Here is a 15,071-nt window from a genome sequence, read left to right on the forward strand (position 1 = left end):
GAAATACAAAACGCCCGATGCGGTGCATCGGGCGTTCTAGCGCCTGGATACTGTCAACCTATTCCAGGACTTGACAGCGTCGTGGGCGCGTCGCCGCGCACACGACCTGTGACAAGCGTTACGCCTTCGGCTGTTCCGGCTGACGCAGACGGATATGCAGCTCGCGCAGCTGACGCTCGTCGACCGGGCTCGGTGCCTGCGTGAGCAGATCCTGAGCACGCTGCGTCTTCGGGAATGCGATCACGTCGCGGATCGAGTCGGCGCCGGCCATCATCGTGACGATGCGGTCGAGACCGAATGCGATACCGCCGTGCGGCGGCGCGCCGTACTGCAGCGCGTCCAGCAGGAAGCCGAACTTCGCCTGCGCTTCTTCCGCACCGATCTTCAGCGCGCGGAACACCTTGCTCTGCACTTCCTCGCGGTGGATACGCACCGAGCCGCCGCCGATTTCCCAGCCGTTCAGCACCATGTCGTAGGCCTTCGCGAGGCAACGGCCCGGGTCGGTCTCGAGGTACTCGAGGTGCTCGTCCTTCGGGCTCGTGAACGGGTGGTGCGCGGCGACGTAGCGCGCGTCTTCGTCGTCGTATTCGAACATCGGGAAGTCGACGACCCACAGCGGCTTCCAGCCGGCCTGGACGAGGCCGTTCGCCTTGCCGAATTCCGAATGGCCGATCTTCAGGCGCAGTGCGCCGAGGCTGTCGTTGACGACCTTCGCGCGGTCGGCCGCGAAGAAGATGATGTCGCCGTCTTCAGCGCCAGTGCGCTCGAGGATCGCCGCGATCGATGCGTCGTGCAGGTTCTTGACGATCGGGCTTTGCAGGCCGTCGCGGCCCTTCGCCTTCTCGTTGACCTTGATCCAGGCGAGGCCCTTCGCGCCGTAGATGCGCACGAATTCCGTGTAACCGTCGATGTCGCCGCGCGACAGCTCGCCACCCTTCGGCACGCGCAGCGCCGCGACACGGCCGTCCTTCGCGTTGGCCGGCGTGCTGAACACCTTGAAGTCGACGTCCTTCATCGCGTCGGTCAGCTCTGTGAATTCGAGCTGCACACGCAGGTCCGGCTTGTCCGAACCGAAACGCGCCATCGCTTCCGAGTACGGCATCACCGGGAATTTCGCGTCGAGTTCGACGTCGATCGTCGTCTTGAAGATGTGACGGATCATGTCTTCGAACAGGTCGCGGATTTCCTGCTCGCCGAGGAACGACGTCTCGCAGTCGATCTGCGTGAATTCCGGCTGACGGTCGGCACGGAGGTCCTCGTCGCGGAAGCACTTGGTGATCTGGTAGTAACGGTCGAAGTTCGCGACCATCAGCAGCTGCTTGAACAGCTGCGGCGACTGCGGCAGCGCGAAGAACTGGCCCGCGTTCACGCGCGACGGCACGAGGTAGTCGCGCGCGCCTTCCGGCGTGCTCTTCGTCAGCATCGGCGTTTCGATGTCGATGAAGCCCTGCTCGTCGAGGTACTTGCGCGCTTCGATCGCGACGCGGTAGCGCAGGCGCAGGTTGTGCTGCATCTGCGGACGGCGCAGGTCGAGCACGCGGTGCGTGAGACGCGTCGTTTCCGACAGGTTGTCGTCGTCGAGCTGGAACGGCGGCGTGACCGACGCGTTCAGCACGATCAGCTCGTGGCACAGCACTTCGATCTTGCCGCTCTTCAGGCCGGCGTTGACCGTGCCTTCCGGACGGTTGCGCACGAGACCCTTGATCTGCACGCAGAACTCGTTGCGCACGCCTTCGGCGGTCGCGAACATCTCCGCGCGATCCGGATCGCACACCACCTGCACGAGGCCTTCACGATCGCGCAGGTCGATGAAGATCACACCGCCGTGATCGCGGCGGCGCTGCACCCAGCCGCACAGCGACACGGTTTGGCCCAGCAGGTGTTCGGTCACGAGACCGCAGTATTCAGTACGCATCGACATGATGTTTGCTTTCGTTCGGTTTGATCAACGGGTGCCGCAACGCGCGGCCCGGGCGATGATTCTTTACTTACAGCGGCGGCTCGACGGGACGGCGGGCGGGCGCCGGAGCGGGCACCGAAGGCGCCACGACGCCCATCGAGACGATGTACTTGAGCGCGGCATCGACCGACATGTCGAGTTCGATGACTTCGCTCTTCGGCAGCATCAGGAAGAAGCCCGAAGTCGGGTTCGGCGTCGTGGGCACGTACACGCTCACGTACTCTTCCGTCAGATGGTTGACCACGTCGCCGCCGGGCGCGCCGGTCAGAAACGCAATCGTATACGAGCCGCGACGCGGGTATTCGATCAGCAGCGCCTTGCGGAACGCGTTGCCGCTGCTCGACAGCAGCGTGTCCGACACCTGCTTGACGCTCGTGTAGATCGGCCCGACGACCGGGATGTGACGCACCACCGCGTTCCACCACGTGACGAGCTTCTGGCCGATGAAGTTCTGCGTGGCCAGCCCGACGACGAAGATGAACGCGAGCGTCAGCACCGCGCCGATCCCCGGCAGGCGGAAGCCGAGCAACCGCTCCGGCTGCCACGATTCGGGCAACAGCAGCAGCGTCTGGTCCATCGTGCCGATGATGAGGCCGAGCACCCACAGCGTGATCGCGAGCGGGACGAGAACCAGCAGGCCGGTCAGGAACACCGTTTTCAGGGTCGTCTTTTTCATCATCTGCCGTCAATGAACCGCGCCGGAAGCGCGGGTTGGTCGCGACCCGGCCGGGCCGCGACGGTCAACTGCTGGCGGCGGGCGCTGCAGCCGGGGCGGGCGCGGCACTCGTCGTCGTACTTTCGGCGCTCGCGGCAGCGGGCGCGGCTGCCGGTGCGGCCGCCGTGTCGCCTGACGCCGTCGCCGGCGCGCTGGTGCCGCCCGAGCCACCGCGGAAATCGGTGACATACCAGCCGGAGCCCTTCAGCTGGAAGCCGGCGGCAGTGACCTGCTTGCGAAAAGCATCCTTCCCGCATTCGGGGCATTGCGACAGCGGCGCGTCGCTCATCTTCTGGAGCACGTCCTTCGCGAAACCGCACGCTTCGCATCGATAGGCGTAGATCGGCATGATATTTTTCCCGCAGAAACTGGAAACGGCTTGCAAAACCTTGAATTATAGCTGAAACCCCGGCACGCTCCGGCAACGGCCGCGACGCCCGAGCTTCAGCTACGGCGCCACGTGAGCCAGCGCTCGTGCCCTTCGAACACGGCCAGCGAATCGGTCACCGGCAGATCCTCGATCAGTTCGAAGTGCGGCGCGAGCAGCGCATCGAGTTCCGCGCGCTCGATGCCGAACGGCGGCCCCTTTGGTTTCGCCGTCACGAAGAAAAAACCGGCCAGCAGCGCACCGGCGGGCAGCAGTTCGGCCATCCGCGCCGCATAGCCGGCGCGCAGGCTCGGCGGCAACGCGCACAGGAACGCGCGCTCGTACACCCACTGCACATCGAACGGCGGTCGGTACGCGAAGAAATCGGCCTGCTCCACGACGTCCGCATGCGCGCCGAGCTGCGCCTTCGCCGCCGCCACCGCCTGCGCCGAGAAATCGATCGCGCGCACGGGCCAGCCGGCCTGCGCGAGCCAGCCGGCCTCCTGCGCACTGCCGCAGCCGGGAATCAGCACCGCACACGGCTCGAGGCGCTGCGCAAACGCGCGAAACCCGTTCGGCACGCCGCCGAACTCCCACGGCGTCACGCCGCGCGCGAAACGTTCGTCCCAGAACGCGGCGTTGCCGGGGTCGCGCGTCGCGAAATCGGCGGTACTCGGTGCGGGCGGTCGTTTCGGTTCGGACATTGCGCGGCTCCCTTCGGTCATGCGCCGTACGCGAGCGCGAGCAGCACGCGCGCGACGAGCGCCCCGACGCCGACGGCAAGACCGAAGATCAGCAATGCCTGCAGCAGCCGGTTGGTACGTTTCTGCTCGACGAGGATCTGACGCATCAGCTCCTCGCTCGCCGCGCGCGGTGCGTCGTGGCGCGCCGCCAGCGCGTGGTGGATCAGGCGCGGCAGTTGCGGCAGCGTCTTGCTCCACTGCGGCGCTTCGACCTTGAAGCGCTCGTACCAGCCGCGCAGGCCGATCTGCTCGGTCATCCAGCGCTCGAGATACGGCTTCGCCGTCTTCCACAGGTCGAGTTCAGGATCGAGGGAACGGCCGAGCCCCTCGACGTTCAGCATCGTCTTCTGCAGCAGCACGAGCTGCGGCTGAATCTCGACGTTGAAGCGGCGCGACGTCGAGAACAGACGCATCAGCACCTGACCAAGCGAGATGTCCTTCAGTGCGCGGTCGAAATATGGCTCGCACACCGCGCGGATCGCGCTTTCGAGCTCTTCGACGCGTGTCTCGGGCGGCACCCAGCCCGATTCGAGGTGCAGCGTCGCGACGCGGTGGTAGTCGCGCTTGAAGAAGGCGAGGAAGTTCTGCGCGAGGTAGTTCTTGTCGAAATCCGACAACGCGCCGACGATCCCGAAATCGAGCGCGATATAGCGGCCGAAGGTGTTCGGATCGAGGCTCACCTGGATGTTGCCCGGGTGCATGTCCGCATGAAAGAAACCGTCGCGGAACACCTGCGTGAAGAAGATCTCGACGCCTTCGCGCGCGAGCTTCTTGATGTCGACGCCGGCCGAGCGCAGCGTCTCGACCTGGCTGATCGGCACGCCGGTCATGCGCTCCATCACGAGCACCTGCGACGTCGAGAAATCCCAGAACATCTCGGGCACGAGCAGCAGGTCGAGGCCCGCGAAGTTGCGGCGCAGCTGGCTGCCGTTCGCGGCCTCGCGCATCAGGTCCAGCTCGTCGTGCAGATACTTGTCGAATTCGGCGACGACTTCGCGCGGCTTCAGGCGCCGGCCGTCTGCCCACATGCGCTCCGTCCACGTCGCGATGTCGCGCATCAGCGCGAGGTCCGAATCGATCACCGGCAGCATGTTCGGGCGCAGCACCTTGACCGCGACGGCCTTGCCCGCATGCACGCCCTGCTTGAGCTTCGCGAAGTGCACCTGCGCGATCGACGCGCTCGCGACCGGCTCGCGCTCGAATTCGTCGAACAACTCGTCGACCGGCGCGCCGAGCGACTTCTCGATGATCGCGATCGCGACCGCCGAATCGAACGGCGGCACCTGGTCCTGCAGCTTCGCGAGTTCGTTCGCGAAATCGACCGACAGCAGGTCGCGGCGCGTCGACAGCACCTGGCCGAACTTCACGAAGATCGGGCCGAGGCTTTCGAGCGCGTGACGCAGCCGCACGGCAGGCGGATCGGAATAGCGGCGGCCGATCGTCGTGATCCGCAACAGCAGCTTCACGCGCCGGTCGTCGATCCGGGACAGCATCACTTCGTCGAGGCCAAAGCGGATGACGGTATAGACAATCTTGATGAAACGGAAAATGCGCATGCCCTGCGGCCCTCAGTGCGCGCCGCGCGGGTCGGAACCCGCGCGCGCGCCGATTTTTTGTTCGAGTCGCTCGACCCGCTTTTCGACCCGCGCGAGCGCATCGCGCGCACGCGCCAGTTCGGCGTCGAAGCCGCCGAGCACCGTGCGCCGGACGACTTGCGGGTTTTCGTCGAGCCAGTATTCGGCGACGGAATCGAGCACGTTGCGGCCGGTGCGGCGCGCGCGCGCGCCGGCGTCGCGCACGACCGTCGCGATCCGGTGCGCCGCCGCGTCGCCGACCAGCTTCGCGAGATCCTCCTCAGGTTCCCAGCGCAGGTGCTCGGCCAGCTTCGCGATCTGCGTCGCGAACTCCGCGTCCCCCTCGATCTTCACGTGCTTCATCACGGCCGCCTGGCCGCCCTGCAGGAATGCGGCGACGGTGTCGCCCGCGAGTGCGATCGACACGTCGACGTGTTTCGCGTCGTGCGCTTCCACAGCGGACAGATAGCCGTCGGGCTGCACGAGCAGCGTGAGCGTGACGGGCGGCACGTCGAGCCGGGCGGTCTTGCCCGCGTAGGGGATCAGGCGGTCGCGCGCCCACGATTCGCGCGCGAGCAGGTGATTGACAGCAGCAGCAAAAGGCTTGGCGGCAAAGGTCATCGGGCTGGGAAAGAAAAAACCCGCGCAGGCCGGGCGCCCACGCGGGTTTCTATTGTAACGTCGGATCGACGGTAGACCGCGGCCAACCGCACACCCGGGCGGCAAGCGGTCGCAGTGCGGCAGCCGTCGCCCGGGCAGCCGGCACGCCGGCCGCCGGTCACGCTCAGTGCGTGTTGATCTGCTGGATACCCGCGAGCAACCAGCCCTGACTGCCCGACTTCGACAGGTTCCACACCTCGTCGAACGGCGCCGCCGACGCATTCGCCGATTCGCGGATCAGACCGTGGAAGCGCACGCTCGCCGACTGCTCGATGCCGCGATCCTCGATCGCGACCAGTTCCGCGTCGAGCTGCACGACGTCGGTCTGGTTCGACTCATTGCCGCGCGAATCGAGGTCGATCTTGATCTCGGCGAACATTTCGGGCGTCGTGAACTCGCGGATGTCGGCCAGGTTGCCCTGGTCCCACGCAGCCTGCAGGCGCACGAAATAGACCTTCGCGCTGCGCAGGAACGCTTCGGTGTCGAAGCCCGCCGGCACCTGCAGCGGCGCGGCCGCCATCGCGCCCGCCGCGCCAGCGGCGGCTGCGCCGCCGCCGAACACGCCTTGCGCTTCGTTCGCATAGCTGCTGCCGCTGCCGGCATAGTTGTTACCGGTGCTGCCCTGCTGGAACGACGGGCTCTGCGAGTAGCCGCCCGACGACGATGCCGAACCGCCCACCGAGTACGCCGGTTCGTGCGGGCGGCGACGGTTCATGAACTTGCGGATCAGCCAGATGCCGACCATCGCGAGCAATGCGATCACGATGACGTTCGCCATCATGCTCGCGAACGCGCCGCCCAAGCCGAAGTGCGACAGCAGCGCCGCGATGCCGAGGCCGGCCGCGAGACCGGCGATCGGCCCGAGCCAGCGCGAGCGGTTCGGCTGCGCGGCCGGAGCCGGTGCGGCCGGGTTCGCGCGCTGCGCCTGCGCCGGCGCAGCCTGCTGCATCGGCTGCTGCGCGGGCGGCGTGGCCTGGCGCTGCGTCACGGTGGAGTTTTGACGGCCGATGCTGCGCCCGCCGCCCATGCGCTTGGCTTCGGCATCGAGCGATGCGAACGTGCCGGCCGTGAGCAGGCCGACCATCAGCAGCGTGCCGACCCGTCGAGCCCACGGCTTCGACGGCTTGCTACGGTGGAACAACGAACGCGATTCGGACATCACTTTCTCCAGATGTAAGGCGAATGTATGGAAAGAACCCCTTAGTACTTGGTTCCCATGTGTAAAGCTACCACGCCACCTGACAAATTGTAATATTTGACGGCATCGAGGCCTGCTTGTTCCATCATCGTCTTCAGCGTGTCCTGATCGGGGTGCATCCGGATAGATTCAGCAAGATACCTGTAACTCTCAGCATCTTTCGCGAACTTGTCGCCAAGCCACGGTAATACTTTGAAAGAATACAAATCGTACGCTTTTTTCAGCGGATCCCAGACTTTCGAGAATTCCAGCACCATCACGCGGCCGCCGGGCTTCGTCACGCGGCGCATCTCGGCCAGCGCGGCGTCCTTGTGCGTCATGTTGCGCAGCCCGAACGCGACCGTGACCACGTCGAAGTAGTTGTCCGGAAAGGGGATTTTCTCTGCGTCGCACAGCAGCGACGGCGTCACGATGCCCTTGTCGATCAGCCGGTCGCGGCCGACGCGCAGCATCGATTCGTTGATGTCGGTGTGCCAGACCTCGCCCGTCGGGCCCGCCGCCTTCGCGAACGCCTTGGTCAGGTCGCCCGTGCCAGCCGCGATGTCGAGTACCTTGAAGCCGGGGCGCACGTTCGCCTGCGCGATCGTGAACGCCTTCCACGCGCGGTGCATGCCCGCCGACATCAGGTCGTTCATCAGATCGTAGTTGCTCGCGACCGAATGGAACACACCCGCCACTTTCTTCGCTTTTTCGGTTTCCTCGACGCTTTCGAAGCCGAAGTGGGTTTTGCTCATCGCGTTGATCCTCAGTTAATGGCAAGACGGCGCCGATCGGGCGCCGTCGATTTCAGTGGCAGTGGCCGTGCGGCGCGGGGGCCGCCTGCATCGGCGCGTCGCGCTCGACGCCCGCCGCCTTCAGTTTGTCGAAATAGTCGCGCCACAGCGCGTCCTGCTGCGTCGCCAGTTCGTACAGCAGATCCCACGAGTAGATGCCGGTCGAATGGCCGTCCGAGAACGTCGGCTGCAGCGCGTAGTTGCCCACGCCCTCGAGCGCGGTGATCGTCACTTCGCGCTTGCCCGTCTGCAGCGTCTCCTGGCCGGGTCCGTGGCCGCGCACCTCGGCCGACGGCGAATAAACGCGCATCAACTCGAACGGAATCCGGTAGCTCTCGCCGTTCGGGTACTGCAATTCGAGCACGCGCGACACCGCGTGCACGACGACGCCGGACGGAATCGGCGTCGTGGAAGTCAAACCGCTCATGGCTGCCTCGAATCGGTCATGCGTTGAATTTCCTCGCGCACCGCATTGTGCAGCAGCGAGGCCTGCGCCGCGCGCGCGCGCAGCAGCGCCTCCGACACGCTGCGCTGGCGCGGCGCCCAGACGGGCTGCGGGAAATGGGCGTCGTTGGTGAAGCGCGGGATCACGTGCCAGTGCACGTGCGGCACCATGTTGCCGAGGCTCGCGAGATTCACCTTGTTAGGCTGCATCACGCGGCGCACGGCCCGCTCCACCGCGTAGACCACGCGCATCAGGTGTGCCCGCTCGGGTTCGCCGAGATCGGAGAACTCGGCCACGTGCGTGCCCCAGATCACTCGGCAGAAACCCGGGTAGTCGTGCTCGCCCGTCGCGAGCACGACGCGCAGCGCATCGTCCTGCCAGAGCACCTCGCCGCCGTCTTCACGGCAAAACACGCATTCCATCGTCGCTCCCATGTGGACGGGCGCCGGCGCTTCAGCGCAGGCGCCCGCTCTCATCCTTGGCCCGGCCGGGCGGTCGTCATGCCCGCATTAGACCAGCACGCGCTCGATCCCGCCATTGTTCGCGTGTGCGACATAGTCGGCCATCCAGTTCTCGCCGAGCACCTGGCGCGCGATCTCGACCACGATGTAGTCGGCCTCGATGTTCGCATCCTCGTTGTAGCGCGACAGCCCCTGAAGGCACGACGGGCAGCTCGTCAGGATCTTCACGTCCGGGCCGCCGTTCGCGGCCGGCGCCGGTGCGCTCGCGCCGTCGGCCACGACCGGGATGCTGCGCAGCTTCGCGGCACCCTTGCGGATCTCTTCTTCCTTGCGGAAGCGGACCTGCGTGGAGATGTCCGGACGCGTGACCGCGAGCGTGCCCGATTCGCCGCAGCAACGATCGTTCTTCTCGATCTTGTAGCCGTCCTTCTCCGTGCCCATCAGCTCGTTGACGAGCTTGACCGGGTCCATCGTCTTGATCGGCGTGTGGCACGGATCGTGATACATGTACCGCGTGCCCGTCACGCCATCGAGCTTCATCCCCTTCTCGAGCAGGAACTCGTGGATGTCGATGATCCGGCAGCCCGGGAAGATCTTGTCGAATTCGTAGCCCGCGAGCTGGTCGTAGCAGGTGCCGCACGACACGACCACCGTCTTGATGTCGAGGTAGTTCAGCGTGTTCGCGACCCGGTGGAACAGCACGCGGTTGTCGGTGACGATCTTCTCGGCCTTGTCGTACTGGCCCGAGCCGCGCTGCGGATAGCCGCAGCACAGGTAGCCCGGCGGCAGCACGGTCTGCACGCCCGCCTCCCACAGCATCGCCTGCGTCGCGAGGCCGACCTGCGAGAACAAGCGCTCGGAGCCGCAGCCCGGGAAGTAGAACACCGCTTCCGAATCGACGGTCGTCGACTTCGGGTTGCGGATGATCGGCACGATCTTGTTGTCCTCGATGTCGAGCAGCGCGCGCGCCGTCTTCTTCGGCAGGTTGCCCGGCATCTTCTTGTTGACGAAGTGGATCACCTGCTCGACCACGGGCGGCTTGCCGACCGTCGCCGGCGGGTGCTGGGTCTGCTTCGTCACGACCTTCTTCAGCATGTCGTTCGCGAAGCGCTGCACCTTGTAGCCGACGCCCATCATCACGCTGCGCGCGGCGTTGATCGTCTGCGGATTGGTCGCGTTCAGGAAGAACATGCCCGCCGCATTGCCGGCGTTGAATTTCTTCTTGCCCATCTTGCGCAACAGGTTGCGCATGTTCATCGTGACGTCGCCGAAGTCGATCTTCACCGGGCACGGCGTCGCGCACTTGTGGCACACCGTGCAGTGGTCGGCCACGTCGTTGAACTCGTCCCAGTGCTTGATCGACACGCCGCGGCGCGTCTGTTCTTCATACAGGAACGCCTCGACCAGCAGCGAGGTCGCGAGAATCTTGTTGCGCGGGCTGTACAGGAGGTTCGCGCGCGGCACGTGCGTCGCACACACCGGCTTGCACTTGCCGCAGCGCAGGCAGTCCTTCACCGAATCGGCGATCGCGCCGATGTCGGACTGCTGCATGATCAGCGACTCGTAGCCCATCAGCCCGAAGCTCGGCGTATACGCGTTGCGCAGGTCGGCGCCTTCGAGCAGCTTGCCCTTGTTGAAGCGGCCGTTCGGGTCGACGCGCTGCTTGTACGCGCGGAATTCGGCGATCTCGTCGTCGGTCAGGAACTCGAGCTTCGTGATGCCGATGCCGTGTTCGCCGGAGATCACGCCGTCGAGCGAACGCGCGAGCGTCATGATGCGCGCGACCGCCGCGTGCGCGTCCTGCAGCATCTCGTAGTTGTCGGAGTTGACCGGCAGGTTCGTGTGAACGTTGCCGTCGCCCGCGTGCATGTGAAGCGCGACGAACACGCGCCCGCGCAGCACCTGCTTGTGGATCGCCTGCGCCTCGTCGAGGATCTGCTTGAACGCGCCGCCGTTGAAGATCGCGCGCAGCTCCGCGCGGATCTCCTGCTTCCACGAGATGCGCACCGTGCGGTCCTGCGTGACGTGGAACACGGTCGCGCCCGGCTGCTCGTCCGCCCGATCGGCGAACTTCTCGGCGAGCGCCTCGTAGCCGAGCTGCACGAGATAGTGCTGCGCCTCGCGCAGCGGCTGGTCGAGCCGGTCGCGCACGAATTCCCAGCGCGCACGCACGCGCTTGAGCAGCTCCAGCGCCTGTTGCACGCGATCCTCGAGCAGTTCGGCGCTCGGGATTTCATTCGCGTCGTCGGTCTTGCCGAGCGGCAGGTTGCCGGCGCGGAAGAACGCTTCGAGCGCGTCGATCAGCTGCAGCTTGTTCTTCAGCGACAGCTCGATGTTGATCCGCTCGATGCCGTCGGTATACTCGCCCATCCGGTTCAGCGGGATGACGACGTCTTCGTTGATCTTGAACGCGTTGGTGTGCTTCGCGATCGCGGCCGTGCGGCTGCGGTCGAGCCAGAAGCGCTTGCGCGCCTCCGCGCTGATCGCGACGAACCCTTCGCCGCTCTTGCCGTTCGCCATCCGGATCACTTCGGACGTCGCGTGCGCGACCGCATCGGCGTCATCGCCGACGATGTCGCCGATCAGCACCATCTTGGGGAATGCGTTGCGCTTGCTCTTGGTCGCGTAGCCGACCGCGCGCAGGTAGCGCTCGTCGAGGTGCTCGAGGCCCGCGAGAATCGCGCCGCCCTGCTTCGACGTTTCGAACAGGTAGTCCTTGATCTCGACGATGCTCGGGATCGCCTCGCGCGCCTGGCCGAAGAATTCGAGACAGACGGTGCGCGTGTGCGCGGGCATCTTGTGCAGCACCCAGCGCGCGGACGTGATCAGCCCGTCGCAGCCTTCCTTCTGCACGCCCGGCAGGCCGGCGAGGAACTTGTCGGTGACGTCCTTGCCGAGGCCTTCCTTGCGGAACCGGCGGCCTTCGATCTCGAGCATTTCGCTCTTGAGCAGCTTCTCGCCCGGCGCGTACGCGCCGTCGAACCACTTCAGCTCGAAACGCGCGACCGCGATGTCGTGGATCTTGCCCTGGTTGTGCTCGTGGCGCGTGACTTCGAGCCAGTTGCCGTCCGGGTCGACCATCCGCCACCAGGCCAGGTTGTCGAGCGCTGTGCCCCACAGCACGGCCTTCTTGCCGCCGGCGTTCATCGCGACGTTGCCGCCGATACACGATGCGTCGAGCGAGGTCGGATCGACCGCGAACACGTAGCCGGCCGCCTCGGCCGCCTCGGTCACGCGGCGCGTGACGACGCCCGCGCCGGAGAAGATCGTCGGCACCTTGTGCGCGACGCCCGGCAGCTCGGTCAGCTCGACCGCGCCGAGCTGTTCGAGCTTCTCGGTATTGATCACCGCGGAGAACGGCGTGAGCGGCACGGCGCCGCCCGTGTAGCCGGTGCCGCCGCCGCGCGGGATCACGGTCAGGCCGAGCTCGAAGCAGGCCTTGATGAGACCGGCGATCTCGGCTTCGGTATCGGGGGTCAGCACGACGAACGGGTATTCGACGCGCCAGTCGGTCGCGTCGGTGACGTGCGATACGCGCGACAACCCGTCGAAGCGGATGTTGTCCTTCTGCGTGCAGCGGCCGAGCGCCTTGGTCGCACGGCGGCGCAGGTCGGCCATTTTCTCGAATTCGTCGGCGAACTCGTTGACCGCGCGCTGCGCGGCGGCTTCGAGCATCTCGACGCGTCCGGCACGTTCGCGGCCCGCGTCGTCGCGGTGCTCGGTCAGGTCGGCGCGACGGCGCTTGCCGATCTCGGTCAGGCGGTGGTTCAGCGCCTCGATCAGCAGCGCGCGGCGCTTCGGGTTGTCGAGCAGGTCATCCTGCAGGTACGGGTTGCGGCGCACGACCCAGATATCGCCGAGCACTTCGTACAGCATCCGTGCCGAGCGGCCCGTGCGGCGTTCGGCACGCAGCTCGTCGAGCACCGACCACGCCTCCTCGCCGAGCAGACGGATCACGATCTCGCGGTCGGAGAAGGACGTGTAGTTGTAGGGAATCTCGCGCAGACGGGGCGCGGGGTCGGCGGCGACGGCAGCGGCCGCGCCATGCGGATCGAAAACTTGTGGTGCGTTCATGTTCGGACGACTCGGAGGGCCGATACACCGTGCACGGGCGTCGGCAAGCGCGTTGGCGCAATCTTGGGGAAATCTGTTCTGGTGCCAGGCGCGCGACTATCTCGCATGGGGCCGGAGCGGGTCTGAACTCACGGTTCCGGGCCGGTGGGGCCTGGCGGCACTCGGCGCCATCAGCACGATCGCGCGCGGCGCGCATGCCGCTCCGCCGCGGGGCTGGCTGCGCGCGGCGTCGGCTTCAACGGGGCGATCCGAGGGTGCCTCTGCATCTTCCGATCCTTGATTCAAAACAGAATTCTAACCCATGATCGGCCCGCCCGTGAGACGCCGGACAGCGCGTGGGGCTTTCGCCGCAACCCGCGCCGGGCCTGCTTCGGCGCGATTTCGTGCCCGCATTCGCCGTCCGTCCGGTCGGTAACCATGCAGTTAAATCGGTAAAAAGGAACACGCCGCGCGGCAAACACGCCCGCCGGCGCGGTTCCGCGACCGTACGCCCGGCATGCCGCTTGCGTGCGGACGGACCCTTGGCGCTATCATTGATCCTTTACCGTCTGCTTCCGCACTGCACGCGAGCGCCCATGGCATCCCACGATTACCTGAAGAAAATCCTTACCGCGCGCGTCTACGACGTCGCGCTCGAGACGGAACTCGAATCCGCCCGCAACCTGTCGGCCCGACTGCGCAACCCCGTATACCTGAAGCGCGAGGACAACCAGCCGGTGTTCTCGTTCAAGCTGCGCGGCGCGTACAACAAGATGGCGCACATTCCGGCCGACGCGCTCGCGCGCGGCGTGATTACCGCGTCGGCCGGCAACCACGCACAGGGCGTCGCGTTCTCGGCGGCACGGATGGGCATCAAGGCGGTGATCGTCGTGCCCGTCACGACACCGCAGGTGAAAGTGGACGCGGTGCGCGCGCACGGCGGCCCGAGCGTCGAGGTGATCCAGGCGGGCGAGTCGTACAGCGATGCTTACGCGCACGCGGTCAAGGTGCAGGCGGAGCGAGACCTCACGTTCGTCCACCCGTTCGACGATCCGTACGTGATCGCCGGCCAGGGCACGATCGCGATGGAAATCCTGCGTCAGCACCAGGGGCCGATTCACGCGATCTTCGTGCCGATCGGCGGCGGCGGGCTCGCGGCCGGCGTGGCGGCCTACGTCAAGGCGGTGCGGCCGGAAATCAAGGTGTTCGGCGTGCAGGCCGAGGATTCGTGCGCAATGGCGCAGTCGCTGCAGAAAGGCGAGCGCGTAGAGCTGAGCGAGGTCGGCCTGTTCGCGGACGGCACCGCGGTGAAGCTCGTCGGCGAGGAAACCTTCCGGCTCTGCCGCGAATTCCTCGACGGCGTGCTGACGGTCGACACCGACGCATTGTGCGCGGCGATCAAGGACGTGTTCCAGGATACGCGCAGCGTGCTCGAACCGTCCGGCGCGCTCGCGGTCGCGGGCGCGAAACGCTACGCGGAGCGCGAAGGCATCGAGAACCAGACGCTCGTCGCGGTCACGTCCGGCGCGAACATGAACTTCGACCGGATGCGCTTCGTTGCCGAACGCGCGGAAGTCGGCGAGGCGCGCGAAGCCGTGTTCGCCGTCACGATCCCCGAGGAGCGCGGCAGCTTCAAGCGCTTTTGCTCGCTCGTGGGCGACCGCAACGTGACCGAGTTCAACTACCGGATCGCCGATGCGCAATCCGCGCACATCTTCGTCGGCGTGCAGATCAAGCGGCGTGAAGAATCGGCCGAGATCGCGGCGAACTTCGAGTCGCACGGCTTCAAGACCGTCGACCTGACGCACGACGAGTTGTCGAAGGAACACATCCGCTACATGGTGGGCGGCCGCTCGCCGCTTGCGCTCGATGAACGCCTGTTCCGCTTCGAATTCCCGGAGCGGCCGGGCGCGCTGATGAAGTTCCTGTCGTCGATGGCGCCGGACTGGAACATCAGCCTGTTCCACTACCGCAACCAGGGCGCGGACTACAGCTCGATCCTCGTCGGGCTGCAGGTGCCGCAGGCCGATCGCGCCGAATTCGAACGCTTCCTCGCGGCGCTCGGCTATCCGTATGTCGAAGAGAGCGCCAATCCGGCTTACCGCCTCTTCCTGTCGTAAAG

Annotated in this window: 12 protein-coding genes; 1 reads left to right on the forward strand and 11 read right to left on the reverse strand. The window is 66.2% G+C overall.

Going from position 1 to position 15,071, the window contains the following annotated elements; all coding sequences use genetic code 11:
- Positions 1–118: 118 nt before the first annotated feature.
- The 11 genes from aspS to WS75_RS23705 form a co-directional block, all read right to left on the reverse strand.
- Positions 119–1,921: an aspartate--tRNA ligase gene (gene aspS, locus WS75_RS23655; protein WP_059607657.1), complete on the reverse strand. Its 1,803-nt coding sequence runs from the start codon at positions 1,919–1,921 to the stop codon at positions 119–121.
- A 67-nt stretch (positions 1,922–1,988) separates the two neighbouring features.
- Positions 1,989–2,639, reverse strand: coding sequence for a DUF502 domain-containing protein (locus tag WS75_RS23660; RefSeq protein ID WP_059683763.1), 651 nt, complete (start codon positions 2,637–2,639; stop codon positions 1,989–1,991).
- Positions 2,640–2,700: 61 nt separating this feature from the next.
- Positions 2,701–3,024 (reverse strand): FmdB family zinc ribbon protein, encoded by a 324-nt coding sequence (locus tag WS75_RS23665; protein ID WP_059683766.1) that lies wholly within the window; start codon positions 3,022–3,024, stop codon positions 2,701–2,703.
- Positions 3,025–3,119: 95 nt separating this feature from the next.
- The gene (locus WS75_RS23670) at positions 3,120–3,746 is read right to left on the reverse strand and encodes an SAM-dependent methyltransferase (RefSeq protein ID WP_059683851.1); all 627 of its coding nucleotides are present in this window, start codon (positions 3,744–3,746) and stop codon (positions 3,120–3,122) included.
- A 17-nt stretch (positions 3,747–3,763) separates the two neighbouring features.
- On the reverse strand, positions 3,764–5,341 hold the full coding sequence (gene ubiB, locus WS75_RS23675) for a ubiquinone biosynthesis regulatory protein kinase UbiB (protein ID WP_059683768.1): 1,578 nt from the start codon (positions 5,339–5,341) through the stop codon (positions 3,764–3,766).
- Between the two features lie 12 nt (positions 5,342–5,353).
- Complete coding sequence (locus tag WS75_RS23680; protein WP_059683770.1) at positions 5,354–5,980, reverse strand: ubiquinone biosynthesis accessory factor UbiJ; 627 nt, start codon at positions 5,978–5,980, stop codon at positions 5,354–5,356.
- A gap of 163 nt (positions 5,981–6,143) precedes the next feature.
- Positions 6,144–7,178: a Tim44 domain-containing protein gene (locus WS75_RS23685; protein WP_059683773.1), complete on the reverse strand. Its 1,035-nt coding sequence runs from the start codon at positions 7,176–7,178 to the stop codon at positions 6,144–6,146.
- 41 nt (positions 7,179–7,219) lie between these two features.
- Complete coding sequence (gene ubiE, locus WS75_RS23690) at positions 7,220–7,951, reverse strand: bifunctional demethylmenaquinone methyltransferase/2-methoxy-6-polyprenyl-1,4-benzoquinol methylase UbiE (protein ID WP_059683776.1); 732 nt, start codon at positions 7,949–7,951, stop codon at positions 7,220–7,222.
- A gap of 52 nt (positions 7,952–8,003) precedes the next feature.
- On the reverse strand, positions 8,004–8,417 hold the full coding sequence (locus tag WS75_RS23695; RefSeq protein ID WP_011886002.1) for a gamma-butyrobetaine hydroxylase-like domain-containing protein: 414 nt from the start codon (positions 8,415–8,417) through the stop codon (positions 8,004–8,006).
- Positions 8,414–8,857 (reverse strand): HIT family protein, encoded by a 444-nt coding sequence (locus WS75_RS23700; RefSeq protein WP_059683780.1) that lies wholly within the window; start codon positions 8,855–8,857, stop codon positions 8,414–8,416. Before WS75_RS23700 ends, WS75_RS23695 begins: the two co-directional genes overlap by 4 nt.
- 87 nt (positions 8,858–8,944) lie before the next feature.
- Positions 8,945–12,970, reverse strand: a complete 4,026-nt coding sequence (locus tag WS75_RS23705; RefSeq protein WP_059683782.1) for a DUF3683 domain-containing protein — start codon at positions 12,968–12,970, stop codon at positions 8,945–8,947.
- 575 nt (positions 12,971–13,545) lie between these two features.
- On the opposite strand from WS75_RS23705, the gene ilvA reads away from it, so the two are divergent.
- Positions 13,546–15,069, forward strand: coding sequence for a threonine ammonia-lyase, biosynthetic (ilvA, locus tag WS75_RS23710; RefSeq protein ID WP_059683785.1), 1,524 nt, complete (start codon positions 13,546–13,548; stop codon positions 15,067–15,069).
- Positions 15,070–15,071: the final 2 nt, after the last annotated feature.

It is taken from the genome of Burkholderia sp. FL-7-2-10-S1-D7, from assembly GCF_001524185.1.
Taxonomy (GTDB): domain Bacteria; phylum Pseudomonadota; class Gammaproteobacteria; order Burkholderiales; family Burkholderiaceae; genus Burkholderia; species Burkholderia diffusa.

Excerpts from the sequence above, each read along its gene's own strand:
- WS75_RS23665 (WP_059683766.1), bottom strand. The coding sequence starts at position 3,024 with ATGCCGATCTACGCCTATCGATGCGAAGCGTGCGGTTTCGCGAAGGAC.
- WS75_RS23670 (WP_059683851.1), bottom strand. The coding sequence starts at position 3,746 with ATGTCCGAACCGAAACGACCGCCCGCACCGAGTACCGCCGATTTCGCG.
- WS75_RS23685 (WP_059683773.1), bottom strand. The coding sequence starts at position 7,178 with ATGTCCGAATCGCGTTCGTTGTTCCACCGTAGCAAGCCGTCGAAGCCG.
- WS75_RS23700 (WP_059683780.1), bottom strand. The coding sequence starts at position 8,857 with ATGGAATGCGTGTTTTGCCGTGAAGACGGCGGCGAGGTGCTCTGGCAG.
- WS75_RS23680 (WP_059683770.1), bottom strand. The coding sequence starts at position 5,980 with ATGACCTTTGCCGCCAAGCCTTTTGCTGCTGCTGTCAATCACCTGCTC.
- ilvA (WP_059683785.1), top strand. The coding sequence starts at position 13,546 with ATGGCATCCCACGATTACCTGAAGAAAATCCTTACCGCGCGCGTCTAC.
- ubiE (WP_059683776.1), bottom strand. The coding sequence starts at position 7,951 with ATGAGCAAAACCCACTTCGGCTTCGAAAGCGTCGAGGAAACCGAAAAA.
- WS75_RS23660 (WP_059683763.1), bottom strand. The coding sequence starts at position 2,639 with ATGATGAAAAAGACGACCCTGAAAACGGTGTTCCTGACCGGCCTGCTG.
- ubiB (WP_059683768.1), bottom strand. The coding sequence starts at position 5,341 with ATGCGCATTTTCCGTTTCATCAAGATTGTCTATACCGTCATCCGCTTT.
- WS75_RS23705 (WP_059683782.1), bottom strand. The coding sequence starts at position 12,970 with ATGAACGCACCACAAGTTTTCGATCCGCATGGCGCGGCCGCTGCCGTC.
- aspS (WP_059607657.1), bottom strand. The coding sequence starts at position 1,921 with ATGTCGATGCGTACTGAATACTGCGGTCTCGTGACCGAACACCTGCTG.
- WS75_RS23695 (WP_011886002.1), bottom strand. The coding sequence starts at position 8,417 with ATGAGCGGTTTGACTTCCACGACGCCGATTCCGTCCGGCGTCGTCGTG.